Below are 12431 nucleotides of genomic sequence, written 5' to 3' on the forward strand. Positions count from 1 at the left end.
TCTGATGCGGATTTTATTTTATTTGTATGGTTGGTAATTATCGCTACACATTTGCTATCCATCTATTTTTTCACAACATATAGAGGTGAAAATATCCGTCTTTTGTATCATTGTCCATGCCATTATCTTTGGCTCACGGTCCGTTCTTATTTCTCTATGCTTCCAAAAAGACATCAGGTAAAAGAATTACTTTTTATGACTTTTTGCACTTCATTCCATTGTTTTTGTGGTTTGTATTTACATTCGACTTTTATTCTTTTACCACCAAAAAACAAATTGAAGTCTTTACACATCAAGGAAAAGAATTCGAAACTCAAAATGTAATTTAAAAGTAATTTTGAGGATGAAATATGTATCTTCTGATAGGATAAAGGAAGAAATAAATGGTACGACAGCTTTTGTCGCTTCTTCAAAATAAATTTGTAAAATGAAATAAAATACCGGAAAAATACCTATGTTTCCTGATATAATTTTTTCCGATATTGAAGTCAGATTTAATTCGGAAAAGAGTATTGACAAGTTCTTCCTTCAGGAATATTGATCGCTTATTACGGATACCAACAACAAAATGATGATTTAAAATAATGAAAATTAATTTTACTGTTTTGATTTTTATTCTTCTAGGAATAAAAGGATTTTCGCAGATACCTGATTTTCTTGGTATCCCGAATACTAATCCCTCTGTAAATAAAAATCCTGCTCCTAAATCTTCTAACTCTGTAATTATTAATTCCGCACTTCTCCCAACGGAAAAGCTTTCTTTTGATGTAAAGTTTTCCCATCGTGAAAATATTCACTCCCGAAATGAAAAAATGATTGCGGAGGATATGAAGAAAATAGTGAAAGAAGAGGAAATAAGAATACAAAAAGAGAGCTATGAAAAAGCGGAGGAAAAAGAAAACGCTATTTATAATTTCTCTTCTCTCTCAGACAAAGTTGGTACTAAGTCTTATTATGATGCTTTCGACAAGCTTTCCTCTTTAGATACTGATAATTATTCCGTTGGAGAAGCGAACTTCATTGTAGAAAATGCCTACTTCAATAATAAAAAAAGTTTTATGAAGTTCCGTTCCCAGATCAAAGAAACCGTGAAGCTGTTAAAACGGAAAATGAAAGAGCAAAAATTCGATACCCTGAGTAATAGCTCTAAAAACCTGATGCTTTTTAAATTTCTTTCCGAAGACATGAGTATTAAGGGGAAAAATCATAAAGCCCTGAAATATGACTTCGAAGACTACATGGGAAAGAAAGATTGGACGAAAATGTTTGTTGATAAGCTCATGGAAGAAGGAAGCGGGCAATGTCATTCGATGCCCTTGTATTATTTGATTCTTGCCGAAGAATTGGGAGCCGAAGCCTATTTGTCCTATGCTCCGAACCATAGTTATATCCGTTTTATGAATGAAGAAGAGCAATGGATTGATGTAGAACTGACGAACGGAATGTTTACGGGAAATTCTTTGATTTTGGAATCGGGTTATATAAAATCCGAAGCCCTGCAAAACAAAATCTATATGAATAACCTAAATAAAAAAGAGCTTTTATCCCAGTTTTATACTGATTTAGCGAATGGGTATATTCATAAATACGGTTACGATAACTTCGTGTTTAAAACAATAAATAAGGCGTTGGAACTCTCTCCGAATAACATATTTGCGAATATGATAAGAGCTAATTATGATATTTCCCGATTTGAACTCGCCATGAAGAACTTAGGAATTAATCCTAGAAATAGAGAAGAGCTTCAAAATATCCGAAATTATCCTAAAGCTGTTTTTCTTCTGAATAATGCGAACGAAAGACAGGACAAAATAGAAAATCTAGGATATGAGTTTATGCCCGAAGAAGCCTATGAGAGTTGGTTAAGCAGCATGAAGAAAGAGGATAACAAACAAAAAAGTGAAGAAATTGCCGAGAGGATGAAAATAGTTAATGCTCAAAAACAAAAAAAAAGAGCCGAAGCCCTGAAGAAATCCCCACCAGCGAAAAAAGAAGAAAAAGAAAAACCTAAAACCAACGAAATCCCGAAAGCATGGCTTTAATAATGATGAAAAATAAAAAACTTTTCCTACAATTGTTACGATTAAGTTTTCTGATAGTCTTATTTCTCTGTAATCTTACTTCTGCTCAGGAAGTAAAAAATATTTTCTTGGAAAATACCCATAAAGAAAATCAATTTTACGAAGAAGCCTTTCAGAATATAGATAATATGCTGAATGACAAGCAGGAATATAGCTTTAAAAATGCTGTATTTGGTGTAGAAAGTGCCTATTATCAGGGAAAGCTAGATGTACTACAGTTAGAAAGAGAAATAAACTTTTTGAAAGCCTTTTCCGGTTCGATACTGAAAAGCCGAGAATTGAACTATTCTGAAAGTGATAAAAATAATGTAAGTAAATATGCTGCCGTTTTTTCTATTATGTGTCAGTCGCTTCCTGTTATGGTAAAAGATACCGTTATCCAATACAAACCTTTTAATTATGACTTTGAAGATGTATTCGGGCATAAAGAAATCTCTAACCTTTTTGTATCGAAATTATTATTGACTAAAAAAGGAAACTGTAACTCTATGCCGTATTTATATAAAATCCTAGCCGAAGAATTGGGTGTAGATGCGAATTTGGCGTTAGCTCCAAACCATGTTTATATAAAGCATCGCATAAAAGCGGTAGGCTGGTATAATACCGAACTTACAAGCGGAATTTTCCCAGAAGATGGTTGGTTAATGGCTTCGGGATATATTCATTTGGATGCTATAAAAAACGGGGTCTTCATGAAAGCTTTGAATAATAAAGAAAGTCTGGCGCTTTGCCTTTTCGATTTAGCTCAGGCGTATAATAAAAGTTTTCCCGAAAACGACGGAAGTTTTGTTCTGAACTGTACTAAAAGAGCGGTTGAAGTGTATCCTTACTTTGCCAAAGCTTTGATATTGAAAGCTGAAACGCATAAGAAAATGTTTGAAAAGGTAATGAAGGAAGAAAATCTAAGTACCGATAATCCTGAAAATATAAAACTTGCTTTGAGAAATCCGAAAGCAAAAGAATTGTTTGATATCATGAAAAAGGAATACGGCTATATCTATGAAATAGGATACAGACAAATGCCCGAAGAAATGTATTTAGATTGGTTGGTATCATTAAAAACGGAAAGAAGTAAATACGAGAATAAAAAATTAAATAACTTTGTAAAATAAGCACAAAATGAATATAAAAAGATGTTTACAGATTACTCTGTTATTGTTAGTTACGCTAGGGATAAACGGAATTTTTGCCCAGAAAAAGAATCCTTCCCGAACGAAAACCGAAAAACCTTATGTAAACCCCGTAAAGCTTACAAAGGAAGAAAGAGCCAGACCGTACATGGACGAGGTTTTAAAAAGCCATGATGAACTTACTCCCGAAGAAGCGGAGAGAAGAAGAAAAAACATTGAAGCGGGAAACCCTTTTAAGAAATATGGCTATTATCCGAAAGTAGCAACGTTGAGTAAAGGGAAGTATTTAGAATTTCATGATATGGATAGTATTGTAAGTATCGGTTCTATCCGCTACAATAAAAAAACGAAAGATATTGTTGAGTTCAGAGAAATACATTTAAGTAATCCCGATGCGCAACCTTATTTAGATACCGCAGGACGTTGGTTTTCTCCTGACCCTTTGAGTAAAGAGTTTAGTAATTGGTCTCCTTATAATTTTGTATTTAATAATCCTATAAGTAATGTTGATCCTGACGGTAGAGCGCCCTTAACCGATTATAAATTGCTTCAAAATGGTGAAGTGCAAAGACTAAATGCTTTGGATGGTAGCGAAAAAAGAAAAGACGATAGACTATTTACAACAGATGCTTCTGGAAAAGTAACTTCACAAAGTAACGTGTTTACTGTAGACAAGAAAAGTGCGGGTGAGGTTTCTATAATAGGGCAATTAAGCCAGACTAATGACGGAAAATTGAGTGATTCTTTTGGAATGGCATTAAACCCATTTTTCTCTGAAGGATTTTCTAAAAACTTAGATACCGCTTTTAATCTTTATAACTTCTTAGATAACAATACAAATACTGGTATTGAATTTTCTCTTGCTCAGTATAGTGATAAAAGTGGTGATTATTTTCAAATAGCTACTAAACACGCGTTAAATACCTCCGATATTAAATCGAATAGATTTTCAAACGATAATTTAGTTTGGTCGGCGCATAATCATGATGGCAAAATTAGACTTGATTACATGAACGTTGGAAATCAATGGGCACAAGATAAAGTTACTATGAATAGTATCTTTAGAAATAATGCAAGTAAAGGATTAGGATTTCCTAGATTTTTTACTGTAAATGATAATAATCGAATGATAGAAATAACTGGAGCTGGGCAAAATACAAGTAAAACTTATCCGTTTAATGTTCAGTTTTTAAAATCCCTTCAAAGAGTTTATGGTAAATAAAATAAAAAAAATAGTTTTCTTTCTCTCTCTTTTATTTTTATGCTTTTGTAATAAAAAACATAACGCTTTTCCTGCATTTAGTGTTGATGAAAAAAGTACTTTAACTGTAGAAAATCAATTGTTTAATAAAATTAATTTATTTGTTGATTCATCAGATTGTAGAAAGGATAAAGTTATTGCTGTTAGATATCAGAAACTTGATAATAAAGAATTTTTGCAAATATCTTCGCAAAATGTTTTTATTACTGATTCTTTATATGCCCTAAAAGAATATAATGGACATCTTTTGGCTGTTTATAATAAAGAGTTTTTTGATAAGGTAATTATTTCAAACGAACCTGAACGGAGAAAGATGATTAAGAAAAATGATATTTTTGACTTTAATAAAAATAATCAAACTGAAACTAGTATTCCATGTTTCGATTTGTATGAAATAAATAATAAAAAATTAATTGCCGTACCTAAAAATACTTATTATTACAATAATCTTTTTGCTGATCCTCCAATGCTACCACCACCTCCACCTCCTGCAAAATAAAGTTACTTTGAGTAGATTAAATAAATTTTTTAAAGCAGATTGCTTAGAGAAAATGGTTTTCCCTGTTATTGATTTCTGTATTTTAATCTTTTTGGTTTTATCTGTTTTTCTGTATTTAAATGTTTATGTTTTAAAAGAAAGAAGGCAAATAGATACTTGGAATAAAAGAATAGAAAATTTTAGAGATGAATGAAAATATATACAATAATTTTTACTTCTTACTAATTTTAACTTTTCTATTAAATAACTGTTCTATCTATAAAGACAAGACTATTAAAATAGAAAAAGAAATTAATTTAGATTTTCCAAAGATTTCTGAAATAAAGAAAGAAGAAATCTCCGAAAAATCGAAAGATAAATCATTAGGTTATTTTTGGGGAGTGAGTGATGATATTTATCCTTATTTCAGCAATCATAAATTTGAAAATCCTATTTCTTACGAAAGACCTAATAATAATTTTGTTTTAAAAGTTGATTACTTCTTCGATAAAAAAGAACAGGTAAAACTTAAATTCTATGAGTGGAATTATAACGAAAAAGTTGAAACTCCAAGAGAGATTTTCATGGATAAATTTGAGGAAATTAAAAATTTTCTATCAGAAAAAATAGGTAATCCGATTTTTGTGAATTACGAAGATTTAGAAAGATCTAAAGAGGAAACGATAAGAGATGATATAAAATGGAGAGGTAAAAACTTGAATGCTTATCTTTTTCGTTTTAGAGGAAAAGAAGGTTTTAACCAGATAAGACTTGTTTTGTATAAAGATTAACTTCCTGAAGTTTATAATATAAGATATATCTTAAACGTGTATGTATTTAAGATTAAAGAATAATAAACTTCTTAGGGCGATTTTTTCTGATAGGTATTAACTGAATTAGTCAATACTTAATCTGACAGTTGCAATCAAATTGAATAACTTTAAAGGTAATGTGGTCAAAAATAGTTGGTGTTTTTGTCAGAAATAATTCGTAATATTTTGCGGTTGATTGGAAGAGGAAGTGAGCAATGCTGAGGAGCAACTTACCAGCAATACAATCAACGCTGTAAACAATAGTTTAGAGGATGGTTTTTACCATCCTTTTTTTGTAAATTATTGGAACAGCTCTATGGCTAAAAAAACCTTTATGGTTTTAGATTTCTATAAAAAAGATACCACTGGATAAACTTTTTCCTCCGACTTTTTGTAAGCCCCCGATGAATATTTAGATGACCTTTTAAATGACCAAAAAAAGATTCTATTCCATTGGTTGTTTTCGGGATTTTAGGATCCTGCAGGAACGAAAACATATTTGGCAAAGCTTTTTTGATAACCGAAAAACATCTTCTCACCATTTTGTGCGTGTACCAATATCTTCCGGTTTCCTGGCTGTATGATTTTTCATTCAAAAATTCTTTATGCTTTTCAGACCAATCCAAAAACTCTTTGATCCAATACTGCTTTTTAACTTCGTTGTCAATAAAATGAATTTTACAGACAATTTCACGCAACTCAAAACCTGCTACAGATTTCGGATAGGCGGAAAGCCATATTTTGCACATCCTTTGAATATGAACCAGACATCTCTGAACAGGAACTTTAGGACAAACTTTTCGGATGGCTTTCAGTAGAGATTTATCGCCATCACAGGTTATCCCGCCAATTTTTATTCCTAAATTCAAGATGTTTTCCAAATCCTCTTTGAGTTCTTCATAATGCTCACCGTCAGTAATTCTGTAAAGCTGGGTTTGCTTAAAAACATTATCTCTGTAAACCACCAAACAGATTTCATTGGAGAAATAAGTGCCGTCAATCAGTAAATAAACCTCCTTGTTCTGGTTGTAACTGAGTTTTGGAGCTTTACTAAGCATCACGTTAAAATACCGTTGAAGAGTACTTACCGAATATCCAGATTCTGCTGAAATCTGCTCATAAGTCTGTTTCCCAACAATCCATTTTTTGAACCAAATTTCTTTGTTTTTTAGGCCCACAGATTTATTCTCCGAAGTAAAATGAATGCCACAGTTTTTACATTTAAAACGACGCTTTCCGTTTTGCTTTCCCCAAGAAATCACATCCAGACTTTTGCAACTCCAACAACGATTTTTTTTGAATTTCCAGCCATAAAAAAGTTTATTGAAACAAAGTTCAATAAACTTTATGTATCATCAGTAACAATCGACAATGCAAAGAATTTTACCAACTATTTTTGACTATTAAACCACTTTAAAACAGATTAAGTATAAACCGGTTTACATTATATATTTTGTAGAGACTCTTCGATGCTTTTTTCCTTTGGGATGTTCATTTTAGATTTAATTTTACTCTTATAAACACGAACGCTGCCATCGGTGATTTTTTCTAACATTGAAATTTCCTTTGCGCTTAAATTCAGCCTGAAATAAACACATAACTGAAGTTCCTGCTCCGAAAGAAGAGGATATTGTTCGGATAGTTTTTTGATGAAGTTTTGGTTCTCCACAGAGTTTTGTTCAGTAAAATCAATATTTCTTTTATCAATATTGATTAAATTGTTTAAGTCGAAATAAAGCTCTTTAAGTATACTTTCCGGATTGTTCAGGTTAGACTTTCTGGCCTTCTTAATTTTTTCTAAAAATGCTTTTGCGGTTTCCTGCTTTATATTGAGATTAAGATGCAGATTTCTTATTTTCTCTTCCTGCAATTTCAGATTCTGCTGTAAGATTAATTCTTTCTGGTCTGAGATTGTTTTCTGCTGAGCGTTCATTTCTTTTTCTATTTTTCTTTTCTTGAATGTAGAAATGAAAAAGTAGGTTAAAAATGAAATAATAATAATGCCGATAAGAATAATCCATGATCTTTGCACTTTTTGAGAATGTATCTCATTATCATACTTCTGATTAATGCTTTTAATGATGGTTTTATTTAAAGCTTCATTTAAATATCCCATCATTTCCTTGTTGTCTGCTATCATTTCATCTTTAATCTGAAGTGTTTTAAAATGATAGACTTTGGCTTCATTATAATTTTTGAGGTTGAAATAATAATCTGTAAGGGTTTCAGATATAAGTAATCGGGTATCAAAATCGGGTGATTTTTTTTCTGAATTTTTCAGATAATCAATAATAACATTCATTTTTCCTGTATTCTGATCAGATTTATAAACTCCATATAAATCTTTGCAGATAATCACCAGATCCCGCACAAGATCTTCTCTGTTTTTATTTTGGTTAAAAAGATTTTCTAATAAAGCCTGAGCTTCATTTCTGTTGCCGTTTTTTATATACGCTTCTGCAAGATTCTCACTAATATGTAAAAAAAACAAATGTTCTTGATGGGTCATGTTTTTTTTCTTAGTCAGAATTTCTAAAGCTTTTTTAAATTCCTGAATAGCGTTGTTGCTTTCATCTTTTTTTATATAAACCAATCCGAAATTATTGTACATGGATGAGATATATAAATATTGGTCGGGAGTGTACAGCTTAAGGGCTTTTGTGAAATATTCATTGGCTTTGTCATATTTTTTCTCATTGTAATACAGCCTGCCTTTAACGTGATAAAGATGAGGTAAAGATTTGGAGTTTTTAACTTTGAGTTCGTTTTCTATTGATTGATTCAGGTAGTAAAAGCTCAGATTACTGGAATAATTTTCAAAATGCAGAGCCAGAGAAAAATTAACATCGGTGATAACAATAGAGTATTTGTTATTATTTGCTTTCCATAATTCCATAAGAGTAAGGAAATGGGAAATTCTGTCTTTTTTATCCTGATCAAAAGTAAATAATAAGGCATATTTGTAAGACATAAAATAAAGGCTGTCTTTCGTTTTTTCGAATTTATTCTTTTCAAGATCTGCAATTTTTTGGAGTTGTGTTTTATTATCGATATTATATTCAATTCTTTTTTTCAGTTTCTGAAGATATTCTTCCTGTGAAAAGCAAAATATAGAAAAGAACAAAATAAAAAAAGATAGATTTTTCTTCATTGGATTACTTGTTGGTTGCAAACATATACGATAAAAAATTGCTGTAAAACATTATTAACAGTAATGTAAATTTAACTTACTGATTATTAAATCATTAATTTTTTAAAATTAATGAATATTTTAATTATTTCTTCTTTTTATTAATACTTTTTAATACCTCATTTTCATCATTTGCACTCGTAGGTATATAATTTCGCAGACACAACGGAAAGAATAAAGTCTTTCTTCAATAGAAAATGATGAAATTCTGGTTAGGGTTTTTACTGTCTTTTTCCTGCGGGTGTTGGATGCACTCACAGGATGTCGTTAATACCCAAATCATAAAGATGGGAGGCGCAATAATTATTGAGAATTATGATTCAGATCCCATTGCAGATAAAGTAAAAGCAGAAAGAAAATCTCTTTTCGTTATCAGAAAAAAACAGATTAAGCAACATAAAAACATTCAAAAGAGAAATACTAAATTAGGTTCAGTAGACAGCAGAAAAAATCATTCTGAAAAATCAAAAACACAAATAACGATATATAAAGATTCAGATGGTGATTCAATTTTTTCAAATGCATCAGGGAGAAATGTTTCTGCTGTCTTTTATCCCAACTCTCATCCGGATCTCAAAAAAGATCTGAACAACAAAGTAAAATCTTTTTTTGTGTTGTTTCAGGAGCATTTTATTAAAAAAGACACATACTACTATTTATTTTTTCAGGATAACGGAAAGTTATATCAGTTTTTTAATAAGCCCCCTCCGGCTATTGAGTAAAATACTTATTCAGCCAAATATCTCAATAGAATTTGCTTTCTGCTAAAAAATATTTTAAAAGTAAAAAAATACACAAACAATTTTAATCAGACAATTTAATATTCTAAAAACACATGAAAAGAAATGATTTTTTCGCTCTATTATGTTTAATAATAAGCTTTTTAACAAATGCACAGGTTGCTAATGCACCTTGTAATAACTATTCAGAATGGACCAGTAATACGTACTCCATGTCTGTAGTTAGCCAAACCGGTCTGTTTGGTGACAGCTGGAGCAATAAGAATAATCTTATTGACGGAAATACAGGAAATGCGGCTTCCTGGTCGGCAATTTTATTGGGATCTTCGTGGATTGAAGCAAGAAATGCATCTGGCTCTGTTTTTCCTGCAGGTTCTTATGCAGGTTTTGTAGTAGGAGATCTTGATCTGGTTTCTTTGGGAGCTTCTATGAAGGTGGCAACGTATAATGGGACTACAAAACAGGAAGAAGTTAATTTCTCAAGTTTAGTAGGAACCATTTTAGACGGCGGCGGAAAAAGAAAAATAGGTTTTGTTACTACCAAAGCTTTCAACAGAATTCGTCTTACTGTAAATGCAGGATTAACCTTGGTATTTACTGCTAATGCCTATTATGCAGAGGTTGTAAAGCCTTGCGCAGGTGCTGCTCTTGCCTGTAATACGACAACTGATATTACAAGAACTAACTACGGTGCAATCGTAGAGCCTTCAAGAACAGGAATGAGCGGTCTTTCTTTAGGTTCTGTAAGCAATGCGGATAACGTTGCCAATGCCAATGTTTCAGATTTTGCAACCATTACAATTAATGCAGGAGTTGCAGCATCGGGAAGCATATCTGTAAGAGATATCGGAGATACTTTCCCTGCAGGAACTTATGCGGGATTTGATGTTGAAAATCAGTCTTTAATTAATGCTCAATTCTTCAACAATATTACTTTGAGATCATATAACAAAGGAATATTGCAGGAAACAGTATCCGGAAGCAATCTTTTAATGGGGCTAGGTTCAGATGCTATTGCGAGTACGGGAAGATCAGTGGTAGGTTTTCTTACAACCAAAGCATTTGATGAGTTACAGATTACGGTAAACAGTTTGGCAACACTTAATATCGGAAATACCAAAGTGTATAAGATGATTGCAATGAAGCCCTGCCAGAAAACAATAAGCTGTAACAGCAGTTATTATCTTACACAGCCGGATTTCCCTGTCGTATTAAATTCACAGAGAACGGGCCTTGGGACTTTAGCTTGCATCGGATGTTCAGTAAACAGTGCTGATAATGTGATTGATAACGATCCGAACAATTATTCAAGAATAACATTGGCTGCGGGAGTTGGAAATACTGGTTCTATCAGTGTAATGGATCCTACTGCTACATATCCTAAAGGAACATATACAGGATTTACTGTAAAAGACCGTTACTTTGTTTATCAGGGAGACTTTTTAGAATATATTACAATCAAAACTTATCTTAATGGAGTTCTTCAGGAAAGTAAAACATCTAACGAACTGTTTGATCTTTCTTTCTTTATTCCTATCTGGGGTACAGGTACAAAAAATGTAGGATTCTATACAACAAAAGATTTCAACGAAGTTCAGATTCAAACAGGATCTATCGGAAGTGTTGTTAATGTATTGGATGTTTATTCAGCATTTATTGATACAAGAAGTTCAAACGGGGGAAGCTTAAACTGTGTTCAGGCAATTGCAGCTGCAGACGATTCTTATACTATCAATGTAGGAGGAACTTCTACTGCTTCTGTAATAACCAATGATACATATCAGGGAAATCCTGCTACTTTAGGCTCATCAGGAAACGTAGTTCTTACTCAGAATTCAGGACAGAATAATGGGATTACAATAGATCCGAATACAGGTTTGGTAACGGTATCACCAAATACCGCAGCAGGAACCTATCCTGTAACTTATACAATCTGTAATAAAGTTACTCCGGCAAGTTGCGATTTTGCAACAGTAAATGTTGTTGTGGCGGCTGATTCTGTAAACGCGCAGGATGATATATTAACAGTATCTGCAGGAACTACATCTGCACAAAATGTACTTCTGAATGATACTGTAAATGGTTTACAGGCATTATTAAGTAATTTATTACTCACTCAGGTATCTACGGATAACCCGGGAGTTACGTTAAATACTTCTAATGGAACGGTAAGTGTGGCCGCGGGAACTCTTCCTGGAACATATCATATCGTATACAAAGACACCACTCTTTTAGGCGGTAATAGCGATACGGCTACGGTTACGGTAATTGTACCGGGTATTGCACCAGCTCCGGATATGAAAGTGAACATTTCTGCGAGTTCTCCTCAATACTCTGCAGGATCGCCTTTGGATACTTTCTATACTGTTTCGAATGTAGGCAATGCTCCTACAAATGGAAGCCCTGTAAAATTATCTGTAACGATAGTTGCTGAACAGGGAGATTATATCTACACATTACCATCAGGGTGGAATCTTGAGTCTCATGTTGGAAATACTTTTGTGTTCACCACAAATAAAATTTTCAATCAGGGGGATAGTGATACTGTGATACTTAATTATACTTCTACCGGGACAGCTCAATCTGGTACTCCAGCTCTGTTTAATGCTTCTATTTTACCAGCTTCAGGAGGCGATATCAATGTTCTTAATAATACTGCTTCAGAAGTAATAATTAAAGTTGCTGAATAATAAATATGAGATCATCTTTCAATTTTATAATTGGAGGATGATTTATTAA

General features: G+C 32.5%; 9 protein-coding genes. 7 read left to right on the forward strand and 2 right to left on the reverse strand.

Going from position 1 to position 12431, the window contains the following annotated elements:
- Window positions 1-584 precede the first annotated feature (584 nt).
- The 5 genes from PFY09_RS16890 (at window position 585) to PFY09_RS16910 (ending at window position 5741) form a co-directional block, all read left to right on the forward strand.
- The gene (locus PFY09_RS16890; RefSeq protein ID WP_271160451.1) at window positions 585-2042 is read left to right on the forward strand and encodes a hypothetical protein; all 1458 of its coding nucleotides are present in this window, start codon (window positions 585-587) and stop codon (window positions 2040-2042) included.
- A 5-nt stretch (window positions 2043-2047) separates the two neighbouring features.
- On the forward strand, window positions 2048-3193 hold the full coding sequence (locus PFY09_RS16895) for a hypothetical protein (RefSeq protein ID WP_271160452.1): 1146 nt from the start codon (window positions 2048-2050) through the stop codon (window positions 3191-3193).
- A 7-nt stretch (window positions 3194-3200) separates the two neighbouring features.
- Window positions 3201-4433, forward strand: coding sequence for a JAB-like toxin 1 domain-containing protein (locus tag PFY09_RS16900; protein WP_271160453.1), 1233 nt, complete (start codon window positions 3201-3203; stop codon window positions 4431-4433).
- Window positions 4423-4971, forward strand: coding sequence for a hypothetical protein (locus PFY09_RS16905; RefSeq protein ID WP_271160454.1), 549 nt, complete (start codon window positions 4423-4425; stop codon window positions 4969-4971). The genes PFY09_RS16900 and PFY09_RS16905 overlap by 11 nt, the downstream gene beginning before the upstream one ends.
- A gap of 185 nt (window positions 4972-5156) precedes the next feature.
- The gene (locus PFY09_RS16910) at window positions 5157-5741 is read left to right on the forward strand and encodes a hypothetical protein (RefSeq protein WP_271160455.1); all 585 of its coding nucleotides are present in this window, start codon (window positions 5157-5159) and stop codon (window positions 5739-5741) included.
- Window positions 5742-6094: 353 nt separating this feature from the next.
- On the opposite strand, the gene PFY09_RS16915 is transcribed toward PFY09_RS16910, so the two are convergent.
- Window positions 6095-7024 (reverse strand): IS256 family transposase, variant Zn-binding type, encoded by a 930-nt coding sequence (locus PFY09_RS16915; RefSeq protein WP_271160456.1) that lies wholly within the window; start codon window positions 7022-7024, stop codon window positions 6095-6097.
- A gap of 182 nt (window positions 7025-7206) precedes the next feature.
- Entirely contained in the window at window positions 7207-8913 is a 1707-nt protein-coding gene (locus PFY09_RS16920) for a tetratricopeptide repeat protein (RefSeq protein ID WP_271160457.1), read from the reverse strand.
- A gap of 236 nt (window positions 8914-9149) precedes the next feature.
- On the opposite strand from PFY09_RS16920, the gene PFY09_RS16925 reads away from it, so the two are divergent.
- Complete coding sequence (locus PFY09_RS16925) at window positions 9150-9674, forward strand: hypothetical protein (protein ID WP_271160458.1); 525 nt, start codon at window positions 9150-9152, stop codon at window positions 9672-9674.
- Between the two features lie 113 nt (window positions 9675-9787).
- Window positions 9788-12382 (forward strand): hypothetical protein, encoded by a 2595-nt coding sequence (locus PFY09_RS16930; RefSeq protein ID WP_271160459.1) that lies wholly within the window; start codon window positions 9788-9790, stop codon window positions 12380-12382.
- The last annotated feature ends 49 nt before the right edge of the window (window positions 12383-12431 follow it).

The sequence above is a fragment of the Chryseobacterium gambrini genome (genome assembly GCF_027920505.1).
GTDB classification, from domain to species: Bacteria; Bacteroidota; Bacteroidia; order Flavobacteriales; family Weeksellaceae; genus Chryseobacterium; species Chryseobacterium gambrini.

Coding starts and splice junctions, on each gene's coding strand:
- PFY09_RS16890 (WP_271160451.1), top strand. CDS start 585: ATGAAAATTAATTTTACTGTTTTGATTTTTATTCTTCTAGGAATAAAA.
- PFY09_RS16895 (WP_271160452.1), top strand. CDS start 2,048: ATGAAAAATAAAAAACTTTTCCTACAATTGTTACGATTAAGTTTTCTG.
- PFY09_RS16900 (WP_271160453.1), top strand. CDS start 3,201: ATGAATATAAAAAGATGTTTACAGATTACTCTGTTATTGTTAGTTACG.
- PFY09_RS16905 (WP_271160454.1), top strand. CDS start 4,423: ATGGTAAATAAAATAAAAAAAATAGTTTTCTTTCTCTCTCTTTTATTT.
- PFY09_RS16910 (WP_271160455.1), top strand. CDS start 5,157: ATGAATGAAAATATATACAATAATTTTTACTTCTTACTAATTTTAACT.
- PFY09_RS16920 (WP_271160457.1), bottom strand. CDS start 8,913: ATGAAGAAAAATCTATCTTTTTTTATTTTGTTCTTTTCTATATTTTGC.
- PFY09_RS16925 (WP_271160458.1), top strand. CDS start 9,150: ATGATGAAATTCTGGTTAGGGTTTTTACTGTCTTTTTCCTGCGGGTGT.
- PFY09_RS16930 (WP_271160459.1), top strand. CDS start 9,788: ATGAAAAGAAATGATTTTTTCGCTCTATTATGTTTAATAATAAGCTTT.